The organism is Arthrobacter sp. Marseille-P9274, assembly GCF_946892675.1.
In the GTDB taxonomy this organism is placed as follows: domain Bacteria; phylum Actinomycetota; class Actinomycetes; order Actinomycetales; family Micrococcaceae; genus Crystallibacter.
Genome location: NZ_CAMPOV010000001.1, coordinates 2,106,262 through 2,120,032 on the forward strand (window position 1 = coordinate 2,106,262; position 13,771 = coordinate 2,120,032).

Annotated in this window: 13 protein-coding genes; 8 read left to right on the forward strand and 5 right to left on the reverse strand. The window is 70.8% G+C overall.

Translation table 11 applies throughout. The features are described 5' to 3' along the window. Positions 1-231 precede the first annotated feature (231 nt). The 6 genes from OC550_RS09595 to OC550_RS09620 are packed head-to-tail and all read left to right on the forward strand — an operon-like array spanning position 232 to position 6,551. Positions 232-1,593 (forward strand): glycerophosphoryl diester phosphodiesterase membrane domain-containing protein, encoded by a 1,362-nt coding sequence (locus OC550_RS09595; protein WP_262105504.1) that lies wholly within the window; start codon positions 232-234, stop codon positions 1,591-1,593. Beyond that, on the forward strand, positions 1,590-2,234 hold the full coding sequence (locus OC550_RS09600; RefSeq protein WP_262105506.1) for a DUF4129 domain-containing protein: 645 nt from the start codon (positions 1,590-1,592) through the stop codon (positions 2,232-2,234). Before OC550_RS09595 ends, OC550_RS09600 begins: the two co-directional genes overlap by 4 nt. Positions 2,235-2,239: 5 nt before the next feature. Then, positions 2,240-3,448, forward strand: coding sequence for a DUF4350 domain-containing protein (locus tag OC550_RS09605; protein WP_262106304.1), 1,209 nt, complete (start codon positions 2,240-2,242; stop codon positions 3,446-3,448). After that, entirely contained in the window at positions 3,445-4,521 is a 1,077-nt protein-coding gene (locus OC550_RS09610; RefSeq protein WP_262105508.1) for a MoxR family ATPase, read from the forward strand. Before OC550_RS09605 ends, OC550_RS09610 begins: the two co-directional genes overlap by 4 nt. Positions 4,522-4,534: 13 nt before the next feature. Further along, positions 4,535-5,827, forward strand: coding sequence for a DUF58 domain-containing protein (locus OC550_RS09615; protein WP_262105510.1), 1,293 nt, complete (start codon positions 4,535-4,537; stop codon positions 5,825-5,827). 16 nt (positions 5,828-5,843) lie between these two features. Continuing rightward, a complete protein-coding gene (locus OC550_RS09620; protein ID WP_262105512.1) occupies positions 5,844-6,551 on the forward strand; it encodes a DUF4166 domain-containing protein in 708 nt (235 codons plus the stop codon). On the opposite strand, the gene OC550_RS09625 is transcribed toward OC550_RS09620, so the two are convergent. From OC550_RS09625 to OC550_RS09645, 5 genes are read right to left on the reverse strand one after another with little or no spacing between them, the layout of a single operon-like run. Next, positions 6,526-7,611, reverse strand: a complete 1,086-nt coding sequence (locus tag OC550_RS09625; protein ID WP_262105517.1) for a hypothetical protein — start codon at positions 7,609-7,611, stop codon at positions 6,526-6,528. The genes OC550_RS09620 and OC550_RS09625 overlap by 26 nt on opposite strands. Beyond that, positions 7,608-8,009 carry a chorismate mutase gene (locus OC550_RS09630; RefSeq protein WP_262105518.1) on the reverse strand — a complete coding sequence of 134 codons (402 nt, stop codon included), beginning with the start codon at positions 8,007-8,009 and terminating at the stop codon, positions 7,608-7,610. The genes OC550_RS09625 and OC550_RS09630 overlap by 4 nt, the downstream gene beginning before the upstream one ends. Before the next feature lie 9 nt (positions 8,010-8,018). Further along, the gene (locus OC550_RS09635; protein ID WP_262105520.1) at positions 8,019-8,960 is read right to left on the reverse strand and encodes a CPBP family intramembrane glutamic endopeptidase; all 942 of its coding nucleotides are present in this window, start codon (positions 8,958-8,960) and stop codon (positions 8,019-8,021) included. A gap of 49 nt (positions 8,961-9,009) precedes the next feature. Then, positions 9,010-10,146, reverse strand: a complete 1,137-nt coding sequence (gene mnmA, locus OC550_RS09640; protein ID WP_262105522.1) for a tRNA 2-thiouridine(34) synthase MnmA — start codon at positions 10,144-10,146, stop codon at positions 9,010-9,012. A 54-nt stretch (positions 10,147-10,200) separates the two neighbouring features. Further along, positions 10,201-11,424: a cysteine desulfurase family protein gene (locus OC550_RS09645; RefSeq protein ID WP_262105524.1), complete on the reverse strand. Its 1,224-nt coding sequence runs from the start codon at positions 11,422-11,424 to the stop codon at positions 10,201-10,203. A gap of 180 nt (positions 11,425-11,604) precedes the next feature. Between OC550_RS09645 and OC550_RS09650 the strand changes: the two genes are divergently transcribed. Beyond that, the gene (locus tag OC550_RS09650; protein ID WP_262105526.1) at positions 11,605-12,831 is read left to right on the forward strand and encodes an NAD(P)/FAD-dependent oxidoreductase; all 1,227 of its coding nucleotides are present in this window, start codon (positions 11,605-11,607) and stop codon (positions 12,829-12,831) included. Beyond that, on the forward strand, positions 12,828-13,760 hold the full coding sequence (gene folP, locus OC550_RS09655; RefSeq protein ID WP_262105528.1) for a dihydropteroate synthase: 933 nt from the start codon (positions 12,828-12,830) through the stop codon (positions 13,758-13,760). The genes OC550_RS09650 and folP overlap by 4 nt, the downstream gene beginning before the upstream one ends. Positions 13,761-13,771: the final 11 nt, after the last annotated feature.

The window sequence follows — 13,771 nt, forward strand, 5'->3', positions numbered from 1 at the left end:
CCGGCACAGCGCCGCTTCCAGCGCACCGTTATCGTGTCTGCGGGCAACAGAGACGCCGGTCGGCTGCGTGAAGTTGGCAGACTGAAACTATAGGCTGTTGTCAGGCCGGGAATTGCCGGCCACTCAGGATTCTGCCACAAGGACGACGGCGGCCCGCGGCTTACGCGCCTGCGGGTCCCTCATGCGGCATGCAGTCAATGGGTTCAAACGCGGCCAGCAAGGGGAACGGTCATGGGGCAGCCATCGGACGACGACGGCAGGACGCCGCAGCCACCAGTCGGCGGCTGGCAGGCGCCCGGGCAGCCGGATTCCGGAACCCCGGCGGCGCCCCAAGGGGACCGGCCCGCGCCCCAGCCCGGCCAGCCGGCAGAGTGGAGCCGGCCTGGCCAGCAGCCGCCCGCACCGCAGTGGGGGCAGCAGCCGCAATGGGGGCAGCCCGCACATCAGCCCGGCCAACCGGCACAGTGGGGCCAGCAGCCGCAGTGGGGCGGCCCCTACCAGCCCTGGGGCGCGCCGCAGAACGCGCCGCAGAATCCCTACAGCGGTTACACCGGCTACGTCGCTCCGCCTAAACCGGGCGTCATCCCGCTCAGGCCGCTGGGTGTGGGCGAAATCCTCGACGGCGCCTTCCAGGCTGCGCGCAAGAACGCGGCCGCCGTTTTCGGCAGCGCCATCCTGCTGCAGATCGTCGTCAGCGTCCTCGCGTGGGCCGTGGGCGGCCTCATCATCTCGCTGCTGGGCGGGCTGCAACTGGTCACCGCGGAAGAGCTGTCGGACGAATCAGCAGCCGCCCTCGGGCTCTCGGTTATCCTGTCGTCGCTGGTGCTGGGGCTGCTCTCCAGCGTCGGTGTGCTGCTCCTCCAAGGGGTCCTGGCCATTCCGACGGCGCGGGCCGCCGTGAACCAGAAGACCGGCTTCGCGCTCATGTGGTCGCTGGCCAAGGGGCGCGTCTGGACGCTCGTCGGCATGGGCCTGCTCTACCTGGTGGCCACCGTCGTCGCCCTTGTGGCCATTGTCGCCGGATCCTTTTTCCTGGCGGACCAGCTCGGCATCACCTCGGTCTGGATCATCCTGCTGGTCATCCTCGGCCTGACCGTACTGTCCGTCTGGATCGGCGTGAAGCTCATGCTCGCGCCCGCCGTGATCGTGATGGAGCGCGCGGGCCTGGTCCAGTCCCTGGTCCGGTCGTGGCAGCTGACCAACCGAAGCTGGTGGCGGACGTTCGGCATTATCCTGCTGTGCACCATCATCGTGGGCGTCATCACCTCCGTCATCAGCACGCCGATCTCGTTCTTCATCGGGCTCGCGGCGCCGGCCATGGGAGACCCGAGCGATCCCGAGGCGATGTTGGCCGCCATGGGCCCCCTGACCCTGGTATCGATGCTGGTCTCTTCGCTGTTCGCCGCCATCGGCTACGCCTTCCAGGCCGCCGTCATCGCCCTGGTCTACCTCGACCTGCGGATCCGCCGGGAGGGGTTCGACGTGGTGCTCATGCGTGAGCACGAAGAGGCGGCCGGCCGGCCGACGCGGACGATCCCGGGGCTCGGCGCCGCTTCGGGCTCGGTACCACCCGGAGCGCCGGACTACCGATGACGGCTTTCAGCGCGCTGGGCGAGGACGAGGCACGGGAACTGCTGATCCGCGAACTGGCCAAGGACGAATACCAGCAGGCCAAGCCGGGCCTACTGGACGAGATCCTCCGGAACATCACCGAGTGGTTCACGGACCTGCTCAACTCGCTGCAGGGCGCCAGCCCCAACCTGGGGACGCTGTTCATCGTCATTGCGGTGCTGCTCGTGATCGGAGCCGCCCTCTGGCTGGTCCGGCCGCGGCGCAACGCCCGGGCAGCGGAAGCGGGACAGGTCTTCGATGCCGACCAGGTCCTTTCCGCCGAAGAACACCGCCGGCGGGCCGAGGCGGCCGCGGCACGGGGCGACTGGGACGAGTCGTGCACGGAACGGTTCCGTGCCGTGGTGCGGTCGCTGGAGGAACGGGCCGTGCTGGCTCGCCAGCCTGGGCAAACGGCTGACGAGGCCGCGCGGGGCATCGGTCCCGCCTTCCCCGCCCTCGCGGCGGACGTGCTGCAGGCGGCCACGGTTTTCGACGCCGTGCGCTACGGCAAACTGCCCGCGTCGGAGGCCGATTCCCGTGCGGCGGCCCGGCTGGACGGGCAGCTGCAGGCCAGCCGTCCCGTCCTCAACGCCGATACCCCCGCCATGGAGGTCCCGCGGTGAGCACCATGGCCCGGCCGGAGGCTACCGAGCAGCCCGGAACGTACCCCGGTTCCGCGCGGGATACCGCACGGCGCCGCTTCCGCCGATGGCGTTTCTGGATCATCGTCGTCCTGCTGCTGGCAGCCGCCGTCCTGGTCCGCATGCTCGCCACGCCGGCCTCCGACCGGGACGACCTGTCGCCCGAGAATCCTGCGCCGAATGGTGCCAAAGCGGTCGCCGAGGTTTTGCGGCAGCAGGGCACCGATGTGGTCGAGACCGACTCTTTGGACGCCACGCTTGGGGCATTGGACGACGGCGGCACGCTGCTTTTCCACGATGCCAACGGCTACCTGGACGAGGGTCAGCTCGGCGAACTGGCGGACGCCGCCGGACGACTGATCCTGGTCGAGCCGGACTTCCGCCAGCTCCAAACCCTGGCCCCGGGCTTCTCATCCGCCGGTGTCGTCCCCGAAGAGGGCGCGCCGCTGGCGGCCGAGTGCCGGACCGAGGACGGCGGGACCCCGCCGGCCGCGGCCGTTCCGCAAGGGGCCGGCTCCATCACCCGCGGCGGCCTCGCCTACCGCGGACCGGTCATGTGCTTCGGCTTCGAGACCGGCGACCGGCCCGCAGCCTCCTACGCGGCGGCCGCCGACGGCTCCACGATCGTCCTCGGTGGAGGGCAGGTGCTCTCCAACGACGCGACGGTCCGGGAGGGCAACGCGGCGCTGGCGCTGAATACGTTGGGACGGGACGATCGGCTGGTCTGGTACCGCCCGTCGCTGGCAGACATCAGCATCGCCGACGAGCCGCAGAGCCCGATGGAGCTGCTCCCGGCCTGGGTCACCCCCGTGATCCTGTGGCTGCTGGCCGTCGGCGTGCTGGCCATGATCTGGAAGGGACGCCGCCTCGGCCCCCTCGTGGAGGAACCGCTGCCCGTCGTCGTACGTTCGGCCGAAACCGCCGCCGGCCGCGCCCGCCTGTACCAGGACTCGAAGTCGCTGGACCGGGCCGCTGCGAACCTGCGGGCGGCCACGCTGACCCGGCTGGCCGCGGAGCTGCGCCTCGGGACCGGGGCGAACGCGGCTGCCGTGGTCGAGGCCACCGCCCGCCACCTGGGGCGTCCGGTACCGGACCTGGATGGGCTGCTCCGTACCTTTGTCCCCCGCACCGAGTCCCAACTGGTGGACTGGGCACAGAACCTGCAACAGCTAGAGGAAGAGGTTACCGACCGATGAGTGAGCATCCGCAGCACGCTGCCGGAATGACGGCGCAGCCGCCGCTGGATGAACCGGCGGACTCTGGCTGGAGCGAAACACGCGATTCCCGCGCGGGAGCCGCCGCTGCCGGCACGCCTTCCGATGACCGGCTCCGGCAGGCCCTGCTGGACGTCCGGGCGGAAGTGGCCAAGTCGGTCGTCGGCCAGGACGGCACGGTCACGGGCCTGCTGATCGCGCTGCTCTCGCACGGCCACGTGCTGCTCGAGGGCGTGCCTGGCGTCGCCAAGACGCTGCTGATCCGCACGCTCTCCGCCACGCTCAGCCTGGACACCAAACGCGTCCAGTTCACCCCGGACCTGATGCCCGGCGATGTCACGGGTTCGCTGATCTACGACTCCCACACCGCGGAGTTCGTCTTCCGCGAGGGACCGGTGTTCACCAACATCCTGCTGGCCGACGAGATCAACCGCACTCCCCCGAAGACGCAGGCGTCGCTGCTGGAGGCGATGGAGGAGCGGCAGGTCTCGGTGGACGGCGTGCCGCGCAGGCTGCCGGAGCCGTTCATCGTGGCCGCGACCCAGAATCCCATCGAGTACGAGGGGACCTACCCGCTGCCGGAGGCGCAGCTGGACCGCTTCCTGCTGAAGCTGACGATGGACCTGCCCGACCGGGAGTCCGAGATCGAGATCATCCGGCGGCACAGCCTCGGCTTCGACCCCCGGAACCTGAAGGCGGCCGGCGTGCGCCCGGTGGCGTCCGCAGAGGACCTGGCACAGGCCCGCGCCGCCGTGTCCCGCGTGAGCATCGCCCCGGAGGTGCTTGGCTACATCGTGGACCTGGTCCGCGCCACCCGGTCCGCGCCCAGCTTCCAGCTGGGCGTCTCGCCGCGCGGGGCAACGGCCCTGCTGAACACCTCGAGGGCGTGGGCCTGGCTCAACGGCCGCAGCTTCGTGACGCCGGACGATGTGAAGGCGCTGACGCTGCCCGCGCTGCGCCACCGCGTGGGGCTGCGCCCGGAAGCGGAGATGGACGGCGTCCGCATCGACGACGTACTGAACAGCATCCTGGCCACCGTGCCGGTTCCGCGCTGAGCGGCGTGCCTGCATGGCTCTGACCGGTCGATTCGTGCTCGTGGCCCTGGCAGGGGCCGTGGCCCTGCTCCTGTTCCCGTCCGGACTGACGGCGATGTGGGCTGCCCTGCTGCTCGTCGCTGCCGCCGCAGCGGACCTTGCCCTGGCCGCCTCCATCAGGCAGCTGCGGCTTGAACGCCGGGTACCCGGGAGTGTCCGGCTCACCGAAAGCTGCACGTCCGAGCTCCTGGTGGCCAATAACGGGCGGCGGCGCCTGTCCGCGCAGGTGCGGGACGGCTGGCAGCCGTCCGCGGGCGCCTTGGATCCGGCCCAGCGCCTCGACGTGCCGCCGGGCGAACGCCGGCTGGTTCCCGTCCGCTTGGTCCCCCGGCGCCGCGGCGACCTGCACACCGCACATGTCACCGTGCGGTCGGTCGGCCCGATGGGGCTGGCGGCCCGCCAGCTGACCCTGCCGCTCCCCGGCCGGCTGCGGGTGCTGCCGCCCTTCCACTCCAAACGGCACCTTCCCTCCAAGCTGCGCCGGCTGCGCGAACTCGACGGCAAGGCGGCGGTGCAGATCCGCGGCGCCGGCACGGAGTTCGATTCGCTGCGCGACTACGTGCACGGCGATGACGTCCGCTCCATTGACTGGCGCGCCACCGCAAGGCGGCAGGCCGTCGTCGTACGCACCTGGCGTCCGGAACGGGACCGCCGCGTCATCCTGGTGCTCGACACCTCCCGCACCGCGGCTGCGCGGATCGACGACGAGCCGCGCCTGGACACCGGCATCGAAGCGGCGCTGCTGCTGGCCGCCCTGGCCGAGCGCGGCGGGGACCGGGTGGATTTCCTCGCCTTCGACCGGCGGGCCCGGGCCACGGTCAAATCCGCCGGGAAGGGCAACATGCTGCACCAGCTGGTCAACGCGATGGCCCCGCTGGAGCCGGAGCTGATCGAGGCGGACTGGTCGCAGATCCCGGGCCAGCTGGACGCCATCTCCTCGCACCGCTCGCTGGTCGTGCTGCTCACCGCCCTGGATTCCGGCTCTGCCGAGGAGTCCCTGCTGCCCACGCTGGCCCGGCTCACCGCCGAGCACGTCGTCGTCGTGGCGTCGGTCCGCGATCCGCTGCTGGACGAACTGCGAACCGCCCGCGGCACGGCCTCGGAGACGTTCCGGGCGTCCGCCGCCGAGCGGGCGCTGCTGGACCGAGCCGCACTGACCGCGCAGATCAAGCAGCTCGGGGCCGAGGTGGTCGATGCCACGCCGCACGAACTGCCGCCTGCACTGGCGGACCTGTACATCCGGCTCAAGGCGGCAGGCCGGCTATGACCACCAGGAGTGACGCATGATGGAACCGAACCAGTCGGCAGGCCAGTCCGTGTACCAGCTGGCGATGGGACCGGAGTTCGGACGCCTGCAGCCGGAGCTGCAGGATTACTTCAGCCTCGCGGCGGGAAACAACGACGGCGGGGCGCAGGTCGGGATCGGGACCGGCGTCTTCGACGTGGCGGGGTGTCCGCGCCGCATCCTGCGCCCGCTGCTGCGGCTCGCCAGCCTCGACCGCTCGCTCTTTCCGGAATACGGCCGGGACGTGCCGTTCCGGATCGAGAACCGACCGGGAACGGACTCGGGGGCACGGCCCTTCCTGACCGCGGTCCGGACCCTGCAATTCGGCGGGGTCACCCGCGTCATGGAGGACACCACCTGGTGGGAGGACGCGGGCGATGCCGGGGCCCGTGGCGGCCGGCTGGTGGATTCGCTCGGCCGGAGCGGCCTGATACGCACCGGGCTGAGCTGCGGCGCGGGCGATGACGGGCGGATGCGGCTCGTCTCCCGGGGCACGGCGCTGGCCGCGGGGCGGCTGGGGGTGCCGCTGCCGCGGCTGCTGGACGCGGCGGCCTTCACGGAACAGTGGTGGGACCCTGCGGCCGGGCTGTTCAGGATCCGCACCAAGGTGCTCCAGCGCCAGTTCGGCACCGTCCTCGAATACGACGGCGCGTTCGAGTACCGTCTGGAACCCGCGGCTCCTACGCCTCCGCCACGGTCTGGTTAAGGGCGTCCGCGGCCTGGCTCAGCCGGGCCAGCACCCGCCGGGCAGCCTCGGGCGATAGCCCGGCGAGTCCGCCCGCCGGGACCAGCCGGACCTGGTGCAGCCGGGCGAGCGGGAGGCCCAGCTGCCGCCACGGCCGGAGCACGGAATCGACGATGGCCTTCACCTGCGGAACGTCCCCGGCCGCAGAGTCCGTGCCGATAACGCCCAGCCACACGGTGCGGTCCGCCTCGGCCGCGGCGGCGATGTCTTCCCACTGGCCGGTCGACAGCCCGGTGACCGGCACCGCGAAACCGTCGAGCCCGGCGTTGTTCACCGCGGCAAACGGAGCTGCCTCCGATGACGGCAGCGAAACAACGGTCTGGGCCGCTCCCCCGGCGGCCGCCGCTTCCGCCAGCTGCCGCCACAGATGGGCCGCTTCCTGCTCGGCCACGGCCCGCAGCGTGCGGTAGCCGCTCGCCGTCGGAATGGTTCCCGCCAGTACCCGGGCCGCTTCGGGCTCGTCGAGCTGCAGGATCAGGCCGGCTCCCGGGGCCGCGGTGCGGACCTGGGCCAGGTGTTCGACGATCCCGGCGGCCAGCGACTGTGCAACGTCGCGGCGCGCTCCGGGATCGCGCAGCACGCGTTCGCCGTTGTGCAGGTAAAGACCGGCGGCGAGTGAGAGCGGGCCTACGCATTGCACCTTCAGCCAGCGCCCGTGACGTTCTTCACTGCCGATGACGTCGGCGAGGACGTTGATGTCCGTGCTGAGCGCCGAGGCGGCGCGCCGGTGGTCCATGCCGGGCCGGTCCACGATCCGCCAGCCGTGCGGCTGCAGGTCGACCGGCAGCTCGACAAGCATGGCGGCGGTCCGGCCCACCGCGTCCGAGCCGACGCCGCGGGCCGGCAGTTCGGCCAGATGGGGCAGGTTCGGCTCGCCCAGCTCGCCGCGGATGATCCGGGCCGCCTCCGCCGGATCGGTGCCCGGCCAGCTGCCTAACGCCGTCGCCGTGACGGCTCCCGGATCCGGGCGGGCGATCGCCGGCCCTGGCGCCTGGGGACCGTCGTTCCGTTCTGTGCTCATTCTCCCGACGGCTCGTCCGGCGTGGCCGGAGTCCGGATGCTGCCGTTGTGCTCGTCGGAAATCGCCTGGTGGTGCCTTATGACCTCGGAAATGATGAAATTCAGGAACTTCTCGGCGAACGCGGGGTCCAGGTGCGCGTCCTCGGCCAGCTGGCGCAGCCGGGCAATCTGCGCCGTCTCGCGGTCAGGATCCGCCGGCGGCAGCTGGTGGCGGGCCTTGAGGTACCCCACCCGCTGGGTCGCCTTGAAACGCTCCGCCAGCAGGTAGACCAAGGTCGCGTCGATGTTGTCGATGCTCCCGCGCACGGACAGCAGCTCCGTCATCACATCCGGATCCACCCGCCCGGAGAGCGAGCTGGCGGCAGGGTCGAAGTCGTCGGCTGGGCGCGGTTCAGTCATATCCCCAGTCTAAGGTTTGCCCGCCGGAGGGTACGCAGCGGCCACGGTGTGTGAAGCTGCCGGACGGAATTGTCCGGCAGCGATGAGCCCGGCGACCAGCAGCAGCGGCACGATCCAGCCGGACCAGCCCAACACCGAGGCGTGGAGGGTGGAAAACCGGCCGCCGGCCGCGACGAACAGGAACATGAGTCCGGCCGAGGCGTTCAGCGCTCCGTGCGCCAGCGCCGCCGGCCAGACGGAGCCCGAGCGAAGCCGCAGCCAGCCGAAGACGCCCCCGAAGGCCGTGCACATCCCGCACATGGCAAGGACGCCGAGCCAGCCCGGCCCGTCCGGATAGTTGTAGCCGAGCAGGATCAGCGGCGCATGCCAAACGCCCCACACCACCCCGGAAACAACGACGGCGGCGGGCGCCCCGAGCGGCATCAGCCGGGGCAGCAGCCAGCCCCGCCAGCCGAGCTCCTCGCCCAGCGCCGGGATGGCATTGATGACGGCCGCGAGCGCGACATTGATGAATTGGGCGGCCACCAGGACGCCGATGGGCAGGTCCGGGACGGCCAGTCCGACGGCCTGGGACTGCTGGGCGAGCAGCAGCCGGTAGCCGGAGAAATCCACGAAGTCCGCAGGGTAGACGCCCAGCAGCGCGCCGACCGCCAGCGCCGCCAACGCGAGCAGCACGGGCAGCGCCCAACCCGCGGCGAGGAACAGCACGAACCGGCCGACGGGCCGGAACTGCACCAGCCCCAGCTCGCGCGGAATGGACGGCGGGCGGTCCACGAACCGGCTGGTGGCCAGGGCGGCTACCGCCGGGGTGGCCATCATCAACACCGCGTACAGCGGGAAGAGCGGCTCCCGCAGCCCGTCCCCGAGCCAGAGCGGCAGCGCGCACAGCCACGCCAGCGCATAGGCCAGCAGGACGAAGACGATCACGGGCCGCCACTTCACCGCAGTCATGGCTTCACCCTAGCCGCGCCGAAGCCGCGGCGGCAGGACGGCGGCAGGGTCAGGAAACCCCGGCCGGGTCCCAGCTCAGCGAGCGTGCCGAATCGATAGTCGCCTGTCCCAGGACGCGGCTGCCTTGGTAGAGCACCATCGTCTGCCCCGGCGCCACACCGCGCATCGGGTCGACGAGGGTCACGAGCAACTGCTGCCGCCCGTCGTCGTCCAGCTCGATCCGGCCGCGGGCCGGCACCGGGTCGCCGTGGGCCCGGACCTGGACCATGCAGTCGAACTCGGTCCGGGCCTCGACCTCGGCGATCGGCAGCCCGGCCCAGGAAACCTTGATGCCGCGCATCTGGTCCACCGCGAGCAGCGCCTCCGGGCCGACCACGACCTTGTTCTCCTTCGGCCGGATCTCCAGCACGAAGCGAGGCTTGCCGTCCGCGGCGGGCCGGCCCAGCTTGAGCCCGCGCCGCTGCCCGACGGTGAACGCGTTGGCGCCCTCGTGCTCGCCGACCACGGAGCCGGTCTGGTCCACGATCTCGCCCGGTTCCATCTCGATCTTCTCGGCCAGCCAGCCGCGGGTGTCGCCGTCGGAAATGAAGCAGATGTCGTGGCTGTCCGGCTTGTTCGCGACGGACAGCCCGCGCCGCGCCGCTTCCGCCCGGACCTCGGCCTTGGACGGGGTGTCCGCCAGCGGGAACATGGAGTGCTTGAGCTGCTCGTGCGTGAGGACGCCCAGCACGTAGGACTGGTCCTTCGCCCAGTCCGCCGCGCGGTGCAGCTCGCGGTTACCGTGCTCGTCCTCGATGACCTTGGCGTAGTGGCCGGTGCACACCGCGTCGAAGCCCAGCGCGAGCGCCTTCTCCAGCAGCGCGGCGAACTTGATCCGCTCGTTGCAGCGCATGCACGGGTTGGGCGTGCGGCCTGCGGCGTACTCGGCGATGAAGTCGTCCACCACGTCTTCCTTGAACCGCTCCGAGAAGTCCCAGACGTAGTACGGGATGCCAAGGATGTCGCAGGCGCGCCAGGCATCGCGGGAGTCTTCGATCGTGCAGCAGCCGCGGCTGCCGGTGCGCAGGGTGCCCGGCATCCGGCTCAGCGCCAGGTGGACGCCGACGACGTCGTGCCCCGCCTCCACGGCGCGTGCCGCCGCCACGGCCGAGTCCACGCCGCCGCTCATCGCTGCCAATACCTTCATGAAGTCATCCTCTTGTTGCTCAACTCGTTGGTCCTGCCGGAGCCGGTTCCGCAGCTACCAGGGCTGCGTGCCGGCCGTCCGGATGCTGGACACGTGCCCGGCCATGCCGGCCTTCCTGGCCCGCGCGTACGCCTCCGGCAGCGCGGCCACCAATGCGTCAACGTCCGCGTCCGTCGATGTATGCCCGAGCGTGAAGCGCTGCGCCCCGCGGGCCTCCTCCTCGGTCAGCCCCATGGCCAGCAGGACGTGCGACGGCCGGGGCACTCCGGCCGTGCAGGCCGAGCCCGTGGACGACTCCACGCCGGCCAGGTCCAGCAGGAAGAGCAGCGAATCCCCCTCGCAGCCCGGGAACGTGAAGTGCGCGTTCCCCGGCAGGCGCCGGCCCTCGAACTGCGGGTCCGGCGCGCCCCGCAGCACCGCTTCCGGGACGGCGCTAACGACGCCGGCAATCAGCTTCTCGCGCAGGTGCGACAGCCGCGGGGCTTCTTCTGCCAGTTGGCCCGCGGCTGCCTCCGCAGCCGCGGCGAAGGCCGCGATCGCAGGGGTGTCGAGGGTGCCCGAGCGGATGTCGCGTTCCTGCCCGCCGCCGTGCTGGACGGGCGTCAGCTTCACCGAGCGGCCCACCAGCAGGGCGCCGATGCCCACCGGTCCACCGATCTTGTGGCCGCTGATGGCCATCGTGTCCAGCCCCGATTCCGCGAAGGACACCGGCAGATGCCCGAACGCCTGCACCGCGTCGGAGTGCACGGGAATGCCGTGCGGCCGGGCCGCCGCCACGATGTCCGCGATCGGCTGCACGGTGCCCACTTCGTTGTTTGCCCACATCACCGTCACGAGTGCCACGGAGCCGGGGTCGGCCTCGATTTCCCGGCGCAGCGCCTCGACGGAGACTACGCCGTTACCGTCGACTGGCAGCCAGACGGCTTCCGCCCCCTCGTGGCGTTCCAGCCATTCGACCGTGTCCAGCACGGCGTGGTGTTCCACCGGGGAACACAGGATCCGGCGCCGCTTCGGGTCTTCGTCCCGGCGCGCCCAGTACAGGCCCTTAACTGCAAGGTTGTCGGCTTCGGTGCCGCCCGAGGTAAAGATGACCTCGCTGGGGTGGGCGCCTGCCGCCGCGGCCAGCGTTTCCCTGGCGTCCTCCACCACCCGGCGGGCGCGCCGGCCGGAGCCGTGCAGCGAGGACGGATTTCCGCTGCGGCTAAGTTCATGGGTGAGTGCGGCCAAGGCCTGCGCCGAAATGGGCGTGGTCGCCGCGTGGTCAAGATACACGGGCACACCAGAATCTTACCGTCCGGCCCCCGGCTTTCACGAACCGGCCGGGCGTCCAGCCCATTGACTTGCCCGGCCGCGCTTTCTAAAGTCAGGAGCATCGGTTTTAGAAAGTTCCGCAGACCGTGCCGGATTTTCTTGCAGCGCAGCACCGGCAGGGGCCGAAGGAACCGAGCTCCAGGAGCCATGATGGAAAACCAGCCGTTCGTGATCGCCGGAGCAGGACTCGCCGGCGCAACTGCCGCCCGTACACTGCGCGAAGAGGGCTACGGCGGTCCCCTGGTCCTCCTTGGCGCCGAGAAGCATGAGCCGTACATCCGGCCGCCGCTGTCCAAGGCCTACCTGGCCGGCAAGGAAGAGGCATCCGCCGCCCTGGTGCAGGAACCCGGCTGGTACGCGGACAACAACATCGACCTCCGGATCGGCGTCTCGGCCGCGTCGCTGCACCCCGGCGAACACTCCCTCCGGCTCTCCGAGGGCGGTTCCCTGGAGTACAGCCGGCTCCTGCTGGCCACCGGCGCTGCTCCGCGGCGGCTGGACCTGCCCGGATCCGACCTGGCCGGCGTCCACTACCTGCGCTCGCTCGAGGACAGCACCGGGCTGAAGTCCGCCCTGTCCGCCGGCGGGCGGCAGCTGGTCGTGATCGGGACGGGCTGGATCGGCATGGAGGTCGCGGCCACCGCGCGGACCCTGGGCAACGAGGTTACGATGGTCGGCCGGGGCGAGGTGCCCCTGCGCGCCGCCCTCGGAGCCGTGATCGGCAACCGGTTCGCGGACAAGCACCGCTTGGAAGGCGTCATTATCCGCACCCGCACGCGCCCGATGGAGCTGGCCGGCGATGACGGGCAGGTGTCCCAGGTCGTGCTGGACGGCGGGGAGCGCCTGCCCGCCGACCTGGTGCTGATCGCCACGGGCGCGGTGCCGAACACCGCGCTGGCCGAGTCCGCCGGGCTCGCCGTTTCCAACGGCATCGACGCGGACGGCAGCCTGCGCACCTCTGCGGCCGACGTCTTTGCCGCCGGCGACGTCGCCAACGCCTACCACCCCGTCCTCGACGCGCCGCTGCGCAGCGAGCATTGGGCCAACGCGATCGAGCAGGGCAAGACGGCGGCCAAGGCGATGCTCGGCCGGGATGCCGCCAATGACGCGATCCCGTACTTCTACACCGACCAGTTCGACATCGGCATGGAGTACTCCGGCTACTTCCCCTGGGCCACCGCGGACCCGGTCATCCGCGGCAGCATCGACTCCCTCGAATTCATCGCCTTCTGGCTGCGTGAGGGACGCGTGGTTGCTGGTATGAATGTAAACATCTGGGATGTCCAGGAACCCATCCAGGACCTGATCCGCTCCCGCCGCCCCGTGGCCGCCGAGGATCTGGCCAATACCGACAAGGAGCTGACCAGCCTGTGAGCCAAGCGGCCCTGCACGGCACTTACCTGCCGGCGCTGGAATATCCGGTGCACACGTTCGGCAGCCGCCGGATCGATTTCAGCCGGCAGGTCGCGCTGATGGCCATCATCAACCGGACGCCGGATTCCTTTTACGACGGCGGCAGGACCTTCGCGCTCGATGCGGCGGTCGGTGCGGCGCTGGGTGCCGTGGACGACGGCGCCGACTGGGTGGACATCGGCGGCGTCCCGTTCGCCCCCGGACCCGCGCTGTCCGCCGCCGAGGAGGCGGACCGGATCGTACCGGTGATTGAAGCGGTACGTTCCCGGTCCGACGTCGTTATTTCCGCTGATACCTTCCTGCCCGAGGTGGCCCAGGCGAGCATCGCGGCCGGGGCGAACGTCATCAACGACACCACCGGGCTGCGCAACAAGGACCTCGCCGCCGTCGTCGTGGAAGGCGGAGTGCATATCGTCATCACCCACTCGCTCGCGGCGCCCCGGACCATCTATCCGCGGCCGGAATACAACGACGTCGTCGCCGAGGTAGGAGACTTCCTGCGCCGCAAGGTGGACGAGGCGCTCGAACTGGGCATCGCCGCGGACAAGATCATCATCGATCCGGGGCACGACCTGAACAAAAACACCCTGCATTCGCTGGAGATCACCAGGCGCTTCCGGGAGATCGCGGACCTCGGCTTCCCCGCCCTGGCCGCGGTCTCGAACAAGGACTTCATCGGCGAGACGCTCGGCCAGGAGAAGAAGGACCGCACTGCCGGCTCGCTGGCGGCCGCGGTGATGTGCATCATGAACGGCGCCCGGGTTATCCGGATGCATAACGTCGCCGAGGCCCGTTCCGCCGTGCGGCTGGTGGAGGCCGCCCTCGGCTGGCGGGAACCGGCGTACCTGAAGCACAACATGGGCGACGTCAACGAGCCGGCCCGCGGCTGACCCGGAAGGCA

Excerpts from the sequence above, each read along its gene's own strand:
- OC550_RS09615 (WP_262105510.1), top strand. The coding sequence starts at position 4,535 with ATGGCTCTGACCGGTCGATTCGTGCTCGTGGCCCTGGCAGGGGCCGTG.
- OC550_RS09595 (WP_262105504.1), top strand. The coding sequence starts at position 232 with ATGGGGCAGCCATCGGACGACGACGGCAGGACGCCGCAGCCACCAGTC.
- OC550_RS09630 (WP_262105518.1), bottom strand. The coding sequence starts at position 8,009 with ATGACTGAACCGCGCCCAGCCGACGACTTCGACCCTGCCGCCAGCTCG.
- OC550_RS09650 (WP_262105526.1), top strand. The coding sequence starts at position 11,605 with ATGATGGAAAACCAGCCGTTCGTGATCGCCGGAGCAGGACTCGCCGGC.
- mnmA (WP_262105522.1), bottom strand. The coding sequence starts at position 10,146 with ATGAAGGTATTGGCAGCGATGAGCGGCGGCGTGGACTCGGCCGTGGCG.
- OC550_RS09605 (WP_262106304.1), top strand. The coding sequence starts at position 2,240 with ATGGCCCGGCCGGAGGCTACCGAGCAGCCCGGAACGTACCCCGGTTCC.
- OC550_RS09635 (WP_262105520.1), bottom strand. The coding sequence starts at position 8,960 with ATGACTGCGGTGAAGTGGCGGCCCGTGATCGTCTTCGTCCTGCTGGCC.
- OC550_RS09610 (WP_262105508.1), top strand. The coding sequence starts at position 3,445 with ATGAGTGAGCATCCGCAGCACGCTGCCGGAATGACGGCGCAGCCGCCG.
- OC550_RS09620 (WP_262105512.1), top strand. The coding sequence starts at position 5,844 with ATGATGGAACCGAACCAGTCGGCAGGCCAGTCCGTGTACCAGCTGGCG.
- OC550_RS09625 (WP_262105517.1), bottom strand. The coding sequence starts at position 7,611 with ATGAGCACAGAACGGAACGACGGTCCCCAGGCGCCAGGGCCGGCGATC.
- OC550_RS09600 (WP_262105506.1), top strand. The coding sequence starts at position 1,590 with ATGACGGCTTTCAGCGCGCTGGGCGAGGACGAGGCACGGGAACTGCTG.